The 16,704-nt window shown below is 48.6% G+C and carries 16 protein-coding genes and 1 tRNA gene; 10 read left to right on the plus strand and 7 right to left on the minus strand.

Annotated elements, in window-relative coordinates:
* The first annotated feature begins 1 nt into the window (after position 1).
* From OGY04_RS00700 to arsA (OGY04_RS00725), 7 genes are all read left to right on the plus strand, one after another.
* On the plus strand, positions 2 to 1,021 hold the full coding sequence (locus OGY04_RS00700) for a YagK/YfjJ domain-containing protein (protein WP_096080159.1): 1,020 nt from the start codon (positions 2 to 4) through the stop codon (positions 1,019 to 1,021).
* Positions 1,022 to 1,401: 380 nt separating this feature from the next.
* Positions 1,402 to 1,524, plus strand: coding sequence for a putative zinc ribbon protein (locus tag OGY04_RS23155; protein WP_437439330.1), 123 nt, complete (start codon positions 1,402 to 1,404; stop codon positions 1,522 to 1,524).
* Between the two features lie 130 nt (positions 1,525 to 1,654).
* The gene (locus tag OGY04_RS00705) at positions 1,655 to 1,978 is read left to right on the plus strand and encodes an ArsR/SmtB family transcription factor (protein ID WP_020996602.1); all 324 of its coding nucleotides are present in this window, start codon (positions 1,655 to 1,657) and stop codon (positions 1,976 to 1,978) included.
* 1 nt (position 1,979) lies between these two features.
* Positions 1,980 to 2,693: an arsenical resistance protein ArsH gene (arsH, locus tag OGY04_RS00710; RefSeq protein ID WP_207401551.1), complete on the plus strand. Its 714-nt coding sequence runs from the start codon at positions 1,980 to 1,982 to the stop codon at positions 2,691 to 2,693.
* Positions 2,694 to 2,701: 8 nt separating this feature from the next.
* Complete coding sequence (locus tag OGY04_RS00715; protein WP_096080157.1) at positions 2,702 to 3,247, plus strand: sigma-70 family RNA polymerase sigma factor; 546 nt, start codon at positions 2,702 to 2,704, stop codon at positions 3,245 to 3,247.
* A 75-nt stretch (positions 3,248 to 3,322) separates the two neighbouring features.
* Complete coding sequence (locus tag OGY04_RS00720) at positions 3,323 to 3,685, plus strand: arsenic metallochaperone ArsD family protein (RefSeq protein ID WP_032943271.1); 363 nt, start codon at positions 3,323 to 3,325, stop codon at positions 3,683 to 3,685.
* A 20-nt stretch (positions 3,686 to 3,705) separates the two neighbouring features.
* Positions 3,706 to 5,463, plus strand: a complete 1,758-nt coding sequence (arsA, locus tag OGY04_RS00725) for an arsenical pump-driving ATPase (RefSeq protein WP_096080156.1) — start codon at positions 3,706 to 3,708, stop codon at positions 5,461 to 5,463.
* A gap of 30 nt (positions 5,464 to 5,493) precedes the next feature.
* On the opposite strand, the gene arsC is transcribed toward arsA (OGY04_RS00725), so the two are convergent.
* The 5 genes from arsC to arsR are packed head-to-tail and all read right to left on the minus strand — an operon-like array spanning position 5,494 to position 9,802.
* Entirely contained in the window at positions 5,494 to 5,919 is a 426-nt protein-coding gene (arsC, locus tag OGY04_RS00730; RefSeq protein ID WP_000065761.1) for a glutaredoxin-dependent arsenate reductase, read from the minus strand.
* Positions 5,920 to 5,931: 12 nt separating this feature from the next.
* Entirely contained in the window at positions 5,932 to 7,221 is a 1,290-nt protein-coding gene (gene arsB, locus OGY04_RS00735; protein WP_016538086.1) for an arsenite efflux transporter membrane subunit ArsB, read from the minus strand.
* 46 nt (positions 7,222 to 7,267) lie between these two features.
* Positions 7,268 to 9,025 carry an arsenite efflux transporter ATPase subunit ArsA gene (arsA, locus tag OGY04_RS00740; RefSeq protein ID WP_096080155.1) on the minus strand — a complete coding sequence of 586 codons (1,758 nt, stop codon included), beginning with the start codon at positions 9,023 to 9,025 and terminating at the stop codon, positions 7,268 to 7,270.
* A 16-nt stretch (positions 9,026 to 9,041) separates the two neighbouring features.
* Complete coding sequence (gene arsD / locus OGY04_RS00745) at positions 9,042 to 9,404, minus strand: arsenite efflux transporter metallochaperone ArsD (protein WP_057067457.1); 363 nt, start codon at positions 9,402 to 9,404, stop codon at positions 9,042 to 9,044.
* 47 nt (positions 9,405 to 9,451) lie between these two features.
* The gene (gene arsR / locus OGY04_RS00750) at positions 9,452 to 9,802 is read right to left on the minus strand and encodes an As(III)-sensing metalloregulatory transcriptional repressor ArsR (protein ID WP_096080154.1); all 351 of its coding nucleotides are present in this window, start codon (positions 9,800 to 9,802) and stop codon (positions 9,452 to 9,454) included.
* Positions 9,803 to 10,103: 301 nt separating this feature from the next.
* Here arsR and OGY04_RS00755 point away from each other — a divergent pair, with 301 nt between their 5' ends.
* Both OGY04_RS00755 and OGY04_RS00760 read left to right on the plus strand, forming a co-directional pair.
* Positions 10,104 to 11,090: an AAA family ATPase gene (locus OGY04_RS00755; RefSeq protein ID WP_032294507.1), complete on the plus strand. Its 987-nt coding sequence runs from the start codon at positions 10,104 to 10,106 to the stop codon at positions 11,088 to 11,090.
* Positions 11,091 to 11,093: 3 nt separating this feature from the next.
* The gene (locus tag OGY04_RS00760; protein ID WP_096080153.1) at positions 11,094 to 13,484 is read left to right on the plus strand and encodes a S8 family peptidase; all 2,391 of its coding nucleotides are present in this window, start codon (positions 11,094 to 11,096) and stop codon (positions 13,482 to 13,484) included.
* Positions 13,485 to 13,584: 100 nt separating this feature from the next.
* Here the strand turns inward: OGY04_RS00760 and OGY04_RS00765 are convergent, their stop codons facing one another.
* Positions 13,585 to 14,769: a tyrosine-type recombinase/integrase gene (locus OGY04_RS00765; protein ID WP_096080152.1), complete on the minus strand. Its 1,185-nt coding sequence runs from the start codon at positions 14,767 to 14,769 to the stop codon at positions 13,585 to 13,587.
* Between the two features lie 162 nt (positions 14,770 to 14,931).
* Positions 14,932 to 15,026, minus strand: a tRNA-Sec gene (locus tag OGY04_RS00770).
* 290 nt (positions 15,027 to 15,316) lie between these two features.
* Here OGY04_RS00770 and OGY04_RS00775 point away from each other — a divergent pair.
* Positions 15,317 to 16,699: a glycoside-pentoside-hexuronide family transporter gene (locus tag OGY04_RS00775; protein ID WP_103014665.1), complete on the plus strand. Its 1,383-nt coding sequence runs from the start codon at positions 15,317 to 15,319 to the stop codon at positions 16,697 to 16,699.
* Positions 16,700 to 16,704: the final 5 nt, after the last annotated feature.

Consider the following 16,704-nt stretch of genomic DNA (forward strand, 5'->3'; position numbering starts at 1 on the left):
CATGGACTTACCTGAATCATTCCTTTTATCTCATACTGAATATCACATTGAAAATAACACTCCACACCTAATCATATCTGATGACAATGTATTCAGATTCAGATTAGAACAACTGGACAGTTGTCTTAAAACTATCAGTAGAGGACGTAAGTTACCTTTCACTATTCTGTATAACCGTTCAGGATACAAAGAGAGTGCTGAGTCAGCCACCATTCTTGATGCCATCCGTTATCTCAATATGTTGCCACAAGATGCAATGAAAGTACGAATAGCTAATCCACGTATAGCTACCTTCCAGCGTTTATTTACTAGCGCCGATTTATATTCGCGTGTCCATAACGGGAAAATAGCAGGGGCAGACACTGTTACCACAGCAGAAATGCTGAATAAGCTGATACTGGATTACCGGTTTACTGTGAGCCAGGCAGGATTTAAAAAAGCATGCAGAAAGTACCAGAGGGCTTCGGTTAAAAATCTGAAGGGAGTGATGAATTACATCAGACATCTGCAGGAGCGTCATTCGCGGCTGCTGGTCTTGCGGGTTGATTTATCATGGGCAAATGAGCACAAAGCTGATATCACTGCTGATGATGCCCGTAAGCACCGTCAGCAGCTGTTTCGCAATATGCAAAAGAATCCAATGTTTCGCCATGTCCTCGGGACGGTATGGAAACTGGAATATGGCCCACAACGTAAATTTCATTACCACATGCTATTTATCTTAAATGGTAATAAGGCACAACAGGATGGCGTGATTGCTCATGCTTTCGGGAGATACTGGAATGAAACTATTACTAAAGGTAAAGGCATGTTCTACAACTGCAACGCTTACAAAGAGCGTTATGAGGACTGCTGCCTCGGCAAACTGAAACGCGGTGACAGTAGTAAGGACAAGGGGTTACTTAAGGCGCTAAGTTACATCACCAAAATCGATGCCTGCGCACGTCTGGTTCTTCCGGGTAATGCCAGAACCTTTGGTCGCGGAGAAGTACGTTCATTGAAAAAAAGGAAGAGAGCATAAATAGGCCGGTAAACCTAAGCTGTTGTAACAGTCGGTAATGCTTCCTTCCCCCCTCTATCTACAAAGCCAGCTAACCATGCTGGCTTTTTTCATTTGTTACGGAGTTCATGATGAATTACTTCGTCTTAGCCACTCACGCCGTCACCGTAGATGGTGAATGGGTTACACCAGAATCTGTTCAACAGTTTGATTTTGATTCATTGCTTTGTATTTACTGCAAACTGCAGATCGGTGTTCAGTTTGATCCTCTGACATCTACAAGAACGTTTGTGCACATACCAAGGCATATCAACAATATTGCTCGGCTTAAAACATGTCGATTTAACAAGCTCCAAACAGTACCAGAACAAACCTCGCCAAAAACTATCCCGCCTTCAGAAATGCGCCTTCGACCTACTAACACGACGATACGGCAATGGCGATGCTGCTGGTGCGATACTCACTGGCATGGGGACAAGGTTTGTCCGAAATGTAGCGACTTGATTTATGTGTTAGACGTTTAAGAGACAGTTTCGGTCGGTAGAGTTCGTAGATTAAATCTGAGCGTGCCGACATCGACCATTGTCCCTCTTTTACCAGGAAAGGAAATTAGATATATTTCTATAATTCCGGAAATATAGAAATGAGATGCAAATGGAGCTATCGAAAGCAGCAGAAACCCTGAAAGAGCTGGGTCATCCTACGCGCCTAAGCGTATACAGAGAGCTGGTTAAAGCCGGGCATGAAGGGCTACCGGTTGGCGAACTGCAGAAGCTGCTCGAAATCCCAGCGTCTACGTTGAGCCATCATCTTTCCTCGTTGATATCAGTTTCTTTGGTACGCCAGGAACGTCAGGGTAGAACGCTCTTTTGCCACGCTCGATATGAAAACCTTGAGGCTCTGATTGCCTTCCTGACAGAAGAATGCTGCTCAGGGACTAACGACTGCCTCCCCCTGCCCCAGAAGACGGAGAAGTAAAATGACAGGTGATCTTAAGAATGTTGATGCGGGTTTGTTCGACACCTCAATCACAGAAGCAAGATTCGGTGTTCCTGCCGTTCCTCATCCGCCGCGAATCCTCATGCTATACGGCTCTGTACGTGAACGCTCTTACAGCCGATTGGCAACGGAAGAAGCGGCAAGATTGCTTACAGCCATGGGCGCAGAGGTTCGGAGCTTCAATCCCTCAGGCTTGCCTCTTCCTGATGATGCGCCTGACTCGCATCCTAAAGTCATGGAACTGCGCGAGCTGGTTCGTTGGTCCGAAGGGATGGTGTGGTGTTCCCCTGAACGCCATGGTGCGATGACCGGCATCATGAAAGCCCAGATTGATTGGATACCGTTATCAGAAGGCGCTGTTCGCCCTTCGCAGGGTAAGACACTGGCCGTTATGCAGGTCTGCGGTGGCTCTCAGTCTTTCAATGCCGTAAACCAGATGCGAATTCTTGGCCGCTGGATGCGGATGATCACCATCCCGAATCAGTCCTCCGTGGCAAAAGCCTGGCAGGAATTTGATGAAGATGGACGAATGAAACCGTCGTCTTATTACGACCGGATCGTGGATGTGATGGAAGAACTGGTGAAATTTACTCTGCTGACCCGAGGTAACTCAGCCTATCTCGTTGATCGCTACAGCGAACGAAAAGAGTCTGCAGAAGAACTTTCACGGCGGGTTAATCAGAGCAAAATTTGAGGGCTGGTATGAGTGATGTAACGGCATTCAACAACTGCATGAGCGTGTTCTGGCGGCAACATGAAGCCGAACTATCTCGCTTTCTGACATCGAAGACAGGTGATAGCGAAAAAGCAGCAGACCTTCTGCAAGAGCTATTCCTGCGTGCCCGCGCTCATTCAGACAGTTTCTGCGAAATGGAGAATCCGCGAGCCTGGCTGTATCGGGCGGCGAGGAATCTGCTGATTGATGAGTACCGCACCACCAGGGAATTCGTTGAGCTGGAAGATGATGCCCCATTAACTGATGCATCCCCTGATGCAATCTCAACGCTGGATATTTGCCTGCCTGAAACATTGCAGGCATTACCTGAAGATGAGCGGTGGTTGATTGAAGAATCCGACCTTAACCGGCGTCCCCAGCAGTCCCTGGCCGATGAACTGGGAATCACGCTTACGGCGTTTAAATCCCGACTACTACGGGCCAGAAAGCACCTGAAAGAAACGATGGCAGAACTTTGTCAGATTGAGGCGGATGACACGTCTCCCGTCTGCTGCCACAAAAAAATGAATTAATCGCGCATCTTTTCCCCACCACCTTCGTTTACCTCAGTGTAAAGCCAAATGACTAAACACTGAGGTAAACAGTCCATGTCAAAAATTGAGATCTTTGAAGCAGCAGGCTGCTGTGCAACCAGCAGCGTTGTAGTCAGTGACGAAGCCGTCAAATGGAACGCCAGCGCCGAATGGGCGAAAAAGAATGGCGTTGATATACAGCGCTACAGCCTTGCGAAGAACCCGCAGCAGTTCCTGAATTCGCCGGTCATTAAAGAGTTTCTGAACACATCAGGGATGGAGTCCCTCCCTGTCACCTTGCTCGACGGCAAACTCGTGATGGCAGGCAAACTGCCGACTCGTGAAGATATCGCCCGTTGGGCAGGTATTCCGCTTACTCAGGACTGGAGTAAAGACAGCGCACAACCACGCTGCTGCAGCATTCCACGTATGCCTTAATTCCAGAGGAGCAATCACTGATGAATATGCCATTTTTAAAAGACATTCCCCCGTTCATCTTCTTCACTGGCAAAGGTGGCGTGGGTAAAACATCCCTGGCCTGTGCTACTGCGGTATGGCTGGCCGATCAGGGTAAGAGAACGCTTCTGGTGAGTACCGATCCGGCTTCCAATGTCGGCCAAGTCTTTTGCCAGACTATCGGCCACCGAATCACAGATATCAGTACCGTAGAAAATCTTGCCGCGATGGAAGTTGATCCGATGGCTGCAGCACAGGCTTATCGTGACCGAGTACTCGACCCGGTTCGCGGGCTGATGCCAGCCGATGTGGTCAGCAGCATTGAAGAACAGCTCTCCGGTTCATGCACTACGGAAATCGCGGCATTTGATGAGTTTACTGGTCTTCTTACCAACCATGAGTTGCGGGAAAAGTATGACCATATCGTATTTGATACTGCGCCAACCGGTCATACCATCCGTATGCTTGAGTTGCCGGGGGCCTGGAGCGGTTATCTCGAAGCGAACCCTGATGCCGCCGCTAACCTCGGGCCGCTGGTGGGGCTGGAGAAACAACAGCACCAGTACTCAGACGCGGTTAAGGCGCTGTCTGATGCAGCTCTCACGCGCTTGGTTCTGGTTGCCCGAGCCCAAGCTTCAACACTGAAAGAAGTCTCTCATACGCACGATGAGCTTTCTGCTATCGGTTTGCAGCATCAACACCTTGCCATTAATGGCGTGCTGCCGCCGTTTGCGGGTGAAAATGATCCACTCGCGCAAAGTATTCTGGCTCGAGAAGAAAAAGCATTACAGGCAATGCCAGAGAACCTGGCGAACCTTCCCCGCTCGCAGCTGTATCTGAAGCCATTTAATCTGGTCGGTCTGGAAGCCCTGCGTCAGTTATTTACGGAGAACAAAGCCTCGCTGCCGCTCCCTGCTACCACGCTGAATACTTTGGATTTACCGAAACTTGCCTCACTGGTCGATGAACTCAGCCAGACAGGCAAAGGGCTGGTCATGACGATGGGTAAAGGCGGAGTGGGTAAAACGACCGTAGCGGCATCGGTAGCGGTATCGCTGGCTAAGCGTGGTCACAAGGTCCACCTGACCACATCCGATCCGGCGGCACATCTGTCTTACACTCTGGATGGCTCGCTGCCAAATCTTCAGGTCAGCCGTATCGATCCGAAGGTGGAGACAGAGCGCTATCGCCGCTTTGTGCTGGAAAATCAGGGCAAAGGATTAGACGCTGAGGGACTAGCAGTGCTGGAGGAAGATCTCCGCTCGCCATGTACTGAAGAGATCGCCGTCTTCCAGGCATTCTCGCGGATCATCAAAGAGGCAGACGATCATTTTGTCATTATGGATACCGCGCCAACGGGTCACACACTTCTGCTACTGGATGCAACAGGAGCCTATCACCGGGAAATGGTGCGTCAGATGGGGCAAACACATGACCATGTGATGACGCCAATGATGCAATTGCAGGACCCGGAGAAGACAAAGGTTATTATCGTGACGCTTGCCGAAACGACACCAGTACTGGAAGCGGCGAACCTACAGCAGGATTTACGTCGCGCTGGCATCGAGCCATGGGCATGGGTTGTGAATAACAGCCTGGCGGCAGCTGAACCATCTTCACCTTTCCTGAAGACCAGGGCGAACCGCGAGTTGCCTCTCATCTCTGATGTGGAAGAGCAGTATGCAAAGCGTATTGCATTAACTGCGTTACAGAGCGAAGAGCCGGTAGGTATTGACCTACTGAAAGAAATGGCTAAGTAACCATGAAGGGGGCAAATGCCCCCCTCATTTTTATTTCAGTCTTTTACCTGCATCATTAACGACTTTTTCACCATCTTCTTTGGTGAAAGCCCCTTTCTGAGATTCTGGCAGGATATCCAGAACGACTTCAGAAGGACGGCAAAGTTTAGTTCCCAGTGGCGTCACTACAATCGGACGGTTAATCAGGATCGGATGTTGCAACATAAAATCGATTAGCTGGTCGTCAGTAAATTTATCATCTGCAAGACCCAGTTCCTCATACGGTTCGACGTTCTTACGCAGCAAAGCCCGGACGGAAATGCCCATATCTGCAATGAGTTTGACCAGCTCATCGCGTGAAGGTGGGGTCTCAAGGTAAAGAATAACGGTCGGCTCATTACCGCTGTTGCGGATCATCTCCAGCGTGTTACGCGACGTGCCGCAGGCCGGGTTGTGATAAATAGTGATGTTGCTCATATCAGTATCTCATTACAAAGTGAAAGAGAGACGTAGCGCCAGCGCTGCCAGCGTTACAAACAGCACAGGCAGAGTCATGACGATCCCGGTGCGGAAATAGTATCCCCAGGTGATGGTCATATTCTTCTGTGAAAGGACATGCAGCCAGAGCAGCGTTGCCAGGCTACCAATAGGTGTAATTTTCGGGCCCAGATCGCAGCCAATCACGTTGGCGTAGATCATCGCTTCTTTGATAACGCCTGTTGCAGTGCTGCCATCAATAGAGAGAGCGCCAACCAGCACGGTAGGCATGTTGTTCATGATGGAAGACAGGAAAGCCGTCAGGAAGCCAGTACCAAGCGTCGCAACCCAGAGTCCTTTATCCGCCAGTACGTTCAGCACACCTGAAAGGTATTCGGTTAGCCCAGCGTTGCGCAGACCGTAGACCACCAGGTACATCCCCAATGAGAAGATGACAATCTGCCATGGCGCACCGCGAAGCACTTTGCCAGTGTTAATGGCATGGCCTCGTTTCGCCACCGCAAACAGAATGACAGCTCCTACAGCAGCAATCGCGCTGACCGGGATACCCACCGGCTCAAGGACAAAAAAGCCAACCAGAAGAAGGATCAACACTATCCATCCGGTTCTGAAGGTTGCCAGATCTTTAATCGCTTTTGCCGGTGCTTTCAGGAGAGCCAGGTCGTAAGTCGGCGGAATATCCTTGCGGAAGAACAGATGCAGCATCACCAGCGTGGCGATAATAGCGGCAATATCCACCGGCACCATTACCGACGCATACTCAGTGAAGCCCAGCCCAAAGAAGTCTGCAGAAACGATGTTAACCAGGTTGGACACGATAAGCGGCAGACTGGCCGTATCGGCAATAAACCCGGCGGCCATGACAAATGCCAGCGTAGTACCTTTACTGAAACCTAATGCAAGCAGCATGGCGATGACAATTGGAGTAAGAATCAATGCCGCACCATCGTTGGCAAACAATGCCGCCACCGCTGCACCTAGCAGGACGATATACGTAAAGAGCAAACGGCCACGACCGTTACCCCAGCGTGAAACATGCAATGCTGCCCATTCGAAAAAGCCGGATTCATCGAGCAGCAGGCTGATGATAATCACCGCAATAAAGGTCGCTGTCGCGTTCCAGACGATATTCCACACCACCGGAATATCGCTTACATGCACAACGCCAGATATCAAAGCCAGTCCTGCGCCTAGCATTGCACTCCAGCCGATCCCTAATCCCTTCGGTTGCCAGATAACCAAAACAATGGTCAGGACAAAAATAGCGCCTGCCAGTAACATACATCCTCCTGACAGGGCGGTTCTACCGCCCTGTAAAAACAAAAAATTAACTCGCCAACTCTCTGAGTTTTTCAATACCGGCTGGCTCAGAAGCCAGTACCGGAACGAGCGCTATACGGTTAGCGTGCTGATTCTTAACAGCCTCAATCTGAGGCTGTTCCTGCTGGGCGCGCTGGCAAAGCAACGGAGAACTCGTATCCGCAATGGAAAGGCTGTTATTGATAATCCAGCCCCACGGATGAATCCCCGCACGCTCAAGATCGGACTGCAGGTTTGCCGCTTCCAGTACCGGTGTGGTTTCAGGCAGAGTGACCAGCAGGACTTTGGTGCGTTCCGTGTCCTGAAGCTGCATCATTGGGGTAGTAAAATGACCTTTACTCCCCATTTTTTTGGCAATCTCTCGGTGGTAAGCCCCGGTCGCATCCAGCAGCAACAGCGTGTGTCCGGTAGGGGCGGTATCCATGACAACAAACCGTTTACCCGCTTCACGAATCACCCTGGAAAAGGCCTGAAACACGGCAATTTCTTCAGTACAGGGAGAGCGCAAATCCTCTTCCAGTAGCCGTTTCCCTGCTTCGTCCAGATCCCTGCCTTTCGTCTCAAGAACATGCTGGCGATAGCGTTCGGTTTCATCGTGAGGGTTGATGCGGCTGACCTGAAGTTTTTTGAGGCTGCCGTTCAGCGTTGTACTTAGGTGCGCAGCAGGATCAGAGGTCGTGAGATGCACGTCAAATCCCATGTCTGCCAGCCTGACGGCGATGGCAGCAGCCATCGTGGTTTTACCTACGCCACCTTTGCCCATCAGCATAATCAAACCGTGTTCACTACGGGCGATATCATCAACCATGGCAGACAGCGACACATTCTCTGGCTTGATCTGCATGCTCTCGCTCTGTACAGGAAGCGATGCTGATTCAGCATATTCGTTTAGCAGGCCTTTCAGCGCGGAGACACCAACCATGTTCAGCGGCTGAAGGTATAAGCTGTCTGTCGGCAACTCAGATAACCCGGAAGGAAGATTTGCCAGCGCTTCTTGTTCCCGTTGCCATATCGCAGCGGCCAGGGCGTCATGTTCAGCTTCAGTTGTAGGCAGCACACCATTAATCACTAGGTACTGGTTTTTCAGCCCAATCGCAGCCAGTTCTTCATGGGTGCGGGCGACTTCCTGCAGCGTAGATTTTTGCAGTCGTGCAACCAGAACCAGTCGGGTACGATCAGGATCGGATAACGCCTCTACTGCATGAGCATACTGCTCACGCTGCTTTTCCAGCCCGGCCATTGGGCCAAGACAGGAAGCACCATCTGGATTGCTTTCAATGAAGCTACTCCAGGCACCGGGAAGCTGGAGAAGGCGAATCGTGTGGCCCGTCGGCGCTGTATCAAAAATGATGTGATCAAAGCGGGTCAGCAGAGAAGCGTCGGTCAGTAAGCCAGTAAACTCATCGAACGCCGCAATCTCAGTCGTACAGGCTCCTGAAAGCTGTTCGCTGATACTGTTAACAACGTCATCAGGCAGAAGACCTTTGATAGGATCAACGATTCTGGAGCGGTATTGCTGGGCGGCTTCCTGCGGGTCAATCTCCAGAGCAGAAAGCCCAGGAACTGCCGTCACAGGGCGAATGGTGTTACCGATAGCCTGGTCGAATACCTGTCCGACATTGGAGGCAGGATCGGTACTGACCAGCAAAACCCGCTTACCCTGTTCGGCAAGGCGGATAGCCGTCGCGCAGGAAATGGAAGTTTTTCCTACGCCTCCCTTACCGGTAAAAAACAGATAAGGCGGGATGTTCTGTAAGAATTTCATATGTCCTCCTGACATATCAGCAACAGGAAGTATTACCACCACAGCAGCTGGTGGGAGCTAACCCTACCTTCTCCAGCGGAATACCGAACCAGCGAGCCAGCTCAGCACGTTTTGGGTACCGCCCTGCCATCACCGTTTCGCCATCCAACAGCAGTAGCGGAAGCCCTTCTGCTCCAGATGCTTCGAGGAATGTTTTCGCTTTCTCATTCTGAACAAAGCTCATGGGCTGCTGTGCCAGGTTGTAACGTTCAACCTGTACACCACGTCCTTTCAGCCACTGCACATCTGCAGAGAAATCAACCAGAACCTGATCGACATCTGAGCCACATACGCCGGTACTGCAGCACATTGCCGGGTCAAACACCGTTAACGTTTTCATTCTGAATACCTCACATTCGAAAAATCATATATGTTCAGGCAAATTTTTTAGATACAAACAGCCTTACCGCTACCAGAGCAGTTTGCCGATGCCAGCTTACGGGCGATGACCTGTACGTCGTCCTGTTGGCTTAACCAGGCCTGCTCAATCACCTGAGCGGCCCAGGAAGGAATATGCGGGGATAAGCGGTAGTGAACCCACTTGCCCTGTTTGCGATCCAGCAATAGACCACTTTCCCGGAGCATTGCCAGGTGGCGGGAGATCTTGGGCTGTGACTGTTCTAGTGCAGTGCAAAGGTCGCACACGCACAGCTCTCCCATCTCTCTAAGCAGCAGCACGATGCCCAGACGAGTTTCATCAGAGAGATTTTTGAAGAGTTGTAGGGAAGTGACTAGCATCTGTCCTCCGATAGGTTTAATAACAGGATACTCTGTAGGTCTAAAATCGCAATAATACATTCGAAAAAACATATATAATCATTGTCGTGAAAATTTTTTAACTGATATAAGTGATTTGATTAACTTATTGATATTAATATTTTTTATACAACTTCCTAAAGGATTTAACCTCCGTTCTGATATGCAAATAAAATCTTTAGGGATTCACGAAATGTTGATAGAACGAACTTCTTATGGCGTAACGCCGATGCTAAACTGAACTCAAGGTTTGATTTGTATGTGTATGTTCAGGGGAAAATAGATGGCTAACGGTAAGGTTCTCAGACAGCTTATAAAAGCTGGAGCGACAGGTGATGTCGCGGCCTTCCGTCGTGTTTCGGAAGTGATCATTGAAGAAGAACGACAAAAACAACATCATCTTCTTGCCAATGACCTTGAACATATTCTTTATGGTGATCACGCGATACAAACCTCTCGAGTGCCCGCTGCACCTCCAGTGCCAGTGGACAAAGAACGAGGCTTGCCCTTGCTAGATATTAGACAGCCAAGTCGTTCTTTAGATGAAATCGTACTACCTGAATCAAGTTCAGATGCTGTCGAAGAGATACTTGAAGAAAATCGTAGGGCTGATGTGTTACGCACTTACGGAATGAAAGCTATCAGCAAAGTTATTTTTTTTGGTCCTCCTGGGTGCGGTAAAACTCTTGCTGCAGAAGTAGTGGCTTGTGAATTGGATATGCCGTTGGCTATCGTCAGGCTTGATACTTTGGTTTCTTCATATCTTGGTGAAACTGCTGCTAACCTACGCCAAATATTTGATTTTATCTCTCAATACCCAATGGTTGTACTCTTCGATGAGTTTGATGCTATAGGTAAAGAACGTGGGGATAGTGGGGATCATGGTGAGTTAAGACGAGTTGTGAATGCTGTTTTACAAATGATGGATGCATACCAAGGAAAAAGCTTAATTCTTGCAGCAACAAACCATGAACATATCCTGGATAGTGCTATTTGGAGGCGTTTTGACGATGCTATCGAGTTTCCACTACCCGATAAACATCAGTTGTCAGAATTGATGAAACTCAAACTTCGTGGTATTCGCCGCCAGTTTGAGCTTGAAGACGATGAGGTTCTCTCACTATTCATTGGAAAAAGTGGTGCTGATTTAGAACGGATTGTAAGACGTGCAATCAAGAGAATGATTTTACGTAGCCAAGAGTTTTTGACTCTCAAAGATCTTAAGAATGCACTTTTACGGGAAAATATAAACAAAACTCGTCAGGGATAATAAATGACGGAACAATATCAACATCTTAGTATTGCTAAAGAATCTCTTCAGAACCCTAGACGCACACGCCAGTTCAAAATTCCGAGAACACAGCGTGCTGACTTGCGTTTACATGGACGCATTTTGTCTGAGCAATTACGAAGCATTACACAATTAGCTAATCCACAAATTCCAGGAAAGGATAATGATGGTCGGTATATGCTGAAGTTACAGTATACCGGGATGTTAGATATTGCTCATATGGATAGGCATGGAATAGAGTTCGTCAGTCAAGAAGATAAAACAATATGTATTGCCTTTGCTGATGAACGAGGAATCGCTCTTTTTGAGGAACACCTTTCACAGCTTGGTCACGCTCATATAACCTACCAGCAAATTTTAACCGCATTGGATAGCGTTGATGTTTGGACTAATGAGGATCGCAAAAGCTGGTCAGTGAAACAGTATGGGTTTCCTGATTCAGATTCCTTTGGTCTAGATGTTGAGCTGTGGCCGGTAGAAACGACACAACATCCTTCTCGAGCTCGGATCTGCGGAGAATTTGAAAACTGGCTCCGTGAAAATATGATTCATCGCTTGGATAGAATTAATCTTGATAGTTTGCTGATGTACCGGGTAAGAGTAAATTTAGAGCAAGCTGAAAAACTGCTTGAGCACCGTGATGTTCGAATGGTGGACCGTCTTCCTGTCAGTGGAATCTCGTATGAGAAACTGAACAAAGATATCAATTTTATCCCCGAATATATCCCATCTCCATTACCTAATGCCGTAAAAGTTTGCATCCTTGATAGTGGAATTAATACCGCACATCCATTATTGCGTAGTGCAATAGCTGAGAGTGCCTGCTTCGTGGATAATGAAGATGAATCTGACCATTTTGGACATGGTACTGCTGTTGCAGGTATTGCCCTATATGGTGATGTTGAGGCTTGCGATGCTAGTAATTTCTGGCAACCGTCAATGTGGTTATATAATGGCAAAATTCTTAATGCCCAAGGGGAATTTGATACTGCTACGATTGAAACAACTTTGACCGAAGCAGTAGAATATTTCGTTGGTCTAGGATGTCGTATTTTTAACTTATCACTTGGCAATGCAAATGCGCCTTACGATGGAAAGCACATCCGAGGTATTGCTTATGTGCTTGATGTGCTGGCGAGGCGTCACAATATTCTTTTCGTAGTTTCCGCAGGTAATTTTAATGGTAGCATTGACCCTGATGTTCCAGTAGAAAGTTGGCGGGCAGAGTATCCCAGCTATTTAATCCACGATAGCTCAGTTATTATTGATCCAGCGCCCGCACTCAATGCTCTAACGGCAGGAAGCTATGCAAGGCATAATGCAACATTTGACGCTCAACGTCGTGCTGATGAAATTAGCCATTTAAGCCCTGCAGGTGAATATCAACCTTCGCCATTCACGCGGCATGGACCTTCTGTGAAAGGTGCATTTAAACCAGAAATAGTTGCGCACGGTGGAAACTTTGCGGCACCTATGCGTAATGCTGGAGGTCAATGGCGACAACATGCCAGAGGACTTGGTGTGCTAAGCTGCCACCATCAATTCCAAGGAAGTACACTTTTCTCTGAACAAAGTGGAACTAGTTTTTCTGCTCCTTATATCACGCACCTCGCTGCACGTTTACTCAATGAATATCCAGATATGTCTGCTAATATGTTGCGAGCTATGCTTGTCAATCACGCAGCGCTGACACCGCAGATGGAGAATACGTTCTCAGAAGAGGTTACAGAACATTATAAATCTGAACCTTCAACCCGAAATCGTAGTGTTATTCGAGATGTCGTTGGATATGGAATTGTTGAGGAAGATGGTTTATATCGCTCGTCCGAGGAAGTAGTTGTTATGATGTGTGAAGAGCAAATCTCTGATGACACTCATCAATTCTTTGAGCTTCCATTACCTACATCTTTTTTAAGAACTCAGCGAGCAGTAAGAGAACTGCACATTACTTTAGCGTATTCACCAGCAGTCAGGACAACGCGATTAGATTATACAGCAACACAAATATCTTACAGGCTTGTTAAAGGTTCTTCGTTGCAAGATGTTCAGCAATACTTTAATCATGATATACAAGATGGTACTGATTCTAGGAATGACGATGCGGTAAGCAATCGTTCTATTACTGCACAACAACGTGATCATGGTACAGTACAATCCTCTAGTTGGACTTTTAAGCAAAGGTCTCCAGATGAAAAGTGGTTTGTGGTTGTAACTAGAAATGATCGTGAGTGGGGCACCCCACTTAATAGCCAACATGAACCTTATGCATTAGTTGTTACTGCAACGGACAGAGAAAACGCTGAAGCTAATCTTTATGCCGAAATTGAGGCACGAATTCGTGAGCAGGAGCGTTCCAGGGCTCGGGTAAGTTAAATATAAAGTATTTAGCTTTTAAGATAGGTGGAAAAAAAGATTCTCAATCTCTATTATAAGAATGCTAATAGGGGTTGAGAATCTTTATACTGCTGAATTTTCACACACCTCGAGAGGCTAATCTTTCTACATAATCTGCATACTTCTGCATCATTTCTCTCCGCCCCTCCAAATACTGTGCATGGTTGTAAGTCCCACGTATCGCGTTCTTATCCACATGTGCTAGCTGCGTTTCTATCCACGCTGAGTTAAAACCTTCTTCATGGAGGATGGTACTCATCGTGTGGCGGAAACCATGTCCTGTCAGCCTTCCTTTATATCCCAATAACTCAATAACCTGATTAACGCTTTCCTTTGAGATCGGCTTCGTTCGATCGTTGCGTCCGACGAATACCAGTGGGTATAGCCCGGTAATAGGTTTAAGTGACTCAAAGAGCTCGACAACCTGACCCGACATCGGAACGATGTGTGGTCGTTTCATCTTCATCACTTCAGCAGGGATCTCCCAAAGCCGCTTTTCAAAATTGATATCCTCCCAGCGGGCAAAACGTAATTCCTGAGTTCGTACCCCTGTAAGCATGATGATTTGAGTCGCAGTCTTGGTAATAACGCTACCGGTGTAACCGGCAAGATCCCTAAGAAAGTGAGGGAGTTCTTCGGCTGTCAGGAATGGAAAATGTGTTTTCTTTGGTGTTGCGAGGGCTGTGGCGAGATCGGGTGCTGGATTGTATTCAGCGCGTCCGGTCACAATCGCATGACGGAATACTTCACCGCAGCGCTGTCTGACTTTGCGCATCTTTTCTAATGCACCACGCTTTTCCATACGACGAAGGGTTTCCAGCAATTCCATGGGCTTAATTTCAGCTATAGGGCGCTTACCGATGTAGGGGAAAATATCCTTTTCAAAGGTATCAATAATTTCATCTCGATAGCGTAATGACCAACGATCCGCTCTCAACTGATGCCATTCACGGGCAATAGCTTCGAAGGTATTTTCATAGTTAAGCTTTTGGGCAATTTTCTCTGCTTTCTTTACTTCACCGGGATCGCTTCCAGCAGACAGCAGCTTTTTCGCAGCATCACGCTTTTCGCGTGCTTGAGCGAGAGAAACCTCGGGATAAACGCCGAAAGCAAGACGCTTTTCTTTACCTGCGTAGCGATACTTTAAACGCCAGTAACGTGAGCCGTTGGTAGTTACTTCAAGGTAGAGGCCTCCACCATCAGATAGCTTATACGGCTTCTCTTTAGGCTTGGCTGTGTCGATTTGTCTGACTGTTAGCTTCATTGGGGGCATCTCAAAATGGGGCTATAAATCATGCCCCCCATTATGCCCCCAGAATGCACTTGATTCTGGTAGAGACAGTAGACCTCGGGAGAACATAATCAGCTTTAATTGCGGGTATTATAGGGGATTTACTTGAGACAGTGGAGTTCAGTAGAGGCTAATTGGCGGAAGATCACAGGAGTCGAACCTGCCCGGGACCGCTGGCGGCCCCAACTGGATTTGAAGTCCAGCCACCTCACCGGAGATGACGATCTTCCGCGCCTCGATTGCTACATGGAGGCGGGGCGCATTATAGCTACTTCCAAACGTTTCCACACCCCCTCACTCACTTTTTTAACTTCCGTTTCTCCATACCATGACCAGTTTCAAATAAATCCCCGCAAAATCCATTACTTACACTTAGACACATTTTTTGACGCTACTCTGATCACAGAAAACAAGAATCGTAATTTGATAACGAGATATCGGAATACCCGCGCTCACAGGGATGGTTTACAAGAACTGTAACCGGTATCAGTGCGTGTGAAAGTGCTAACAAGGATGCGTAATGAAAAGTGAGATTTTGTCCGTTAAAGAGAAGATTGGCTACGGCATGGGCGATGCCGCCAGCCACATCATCTTTGATAACGTTATGTTATATATGATGTTCTTCTATACCGATATTTTTGGTATCCCGGCCGGTTTTGTCGGCACGATGTTCTTACTGGCTCGCGCGCTGGATGCTATCTCAGACCCTTGCATGGGACTGCTCGCCGACCGCACCCGTTCGCGCTGGGGGAAATTCCGCCCGTGGGTGCTGTTTGGCGCTCTGCCATTTGGTCTGGTCTGTGTGCTCGCCTACAGCACGCCGGATCTCAGCCTGCACGGCAAAATGATTTATGCCGCAATCACCTACACGCTGCTGACCCTGCTTTATACCGTGGTGAATATTCCCTATTGCGCGCTGGGCGGTGTGATAACCAATGACCCAACGCAGCGTATCTCCCTGCAGTCATGGCGCTTTGTGCTGGCGACGGCGGGCGGCATGCTCTCCACCGTGCTGATGATGCCGCTGGTGAATCTGATTGGCGGCGAAGATAAAGCGTTGGGCTTCCAGGGCGGGATTGCCGTGCTCTCGGTTGTGGCGTTCCTGATGCTGGCGTTTTGCTTCTTCACTACCAAAGAACGTGTGGAAGCGCCGCCGAGCAGCAACTCAATGCGTGAAGACCTGCGCGACATCTGGCAGAACGACCAATGGCGCATCGTCGGCCTGCTGACCATCCTCAACATACTGGCCGTCTGCGTACGCGGCGGGGCGATGATGTATTACGTCACCTGGATTCTGGGTACCCCGGAAGTGTTTGTCGCCTTCCTCACCACCTATTGCGTCGGCAATCTTATCGGCTCTGCGCTGGCAAAACCGCTGACTGACTGGAAATGCAAAGTCAGCGTCTTCTGGTGGACGAACGCCCTGCTGGCGGTCGTCAGTCTGGCAATGTTTTTCGTGCCGATGCACGCAAATCTCACCATGTTCGCCTTCATCTTCGTGATTGGCGTACTGCATCAGCTCGTGACGCCAATCCAGTGGGTGATGATGTCCGACACCGTTGATTACGGCGAGTGGTGTAACGGAAAACGTCTGACGGGGATCAGCTTCGCGGGAACGTTGTTCGTGCTCAAACTGGGTCTGGCGCTCGGCGGGGCGATGATCGGCTGGATGCTGGCGGGCGGCGGTTACGATGCCGCAGCGAAAACCCAGAACAGCGCCACCATTAGCATCATTATCGCATTGTTCACGATTGTCCCGGCTATTTGTTACCTGTTGAGTGCCGTGATTGCCAAACGCTTCTATACCCTGAAAACGCCGTATCTGACGGAAATCATGAGTCAGCTGGCTCAGGGGGCGCACCGCAATCAGCAGGATTTTTCGACGAAAGAATTACAGAACTAAGGAAC

The sequence above is a fragment of the Citrobacter sp. Cpo091 genome (assembly GCF_030332645.1).
GTDB lineage: Bacteria > Pseudomonadota > Gammaproteobacteria > Enterobacterales > Enterobacteriaceae > Citrobacter > Citrobacter portucalensis.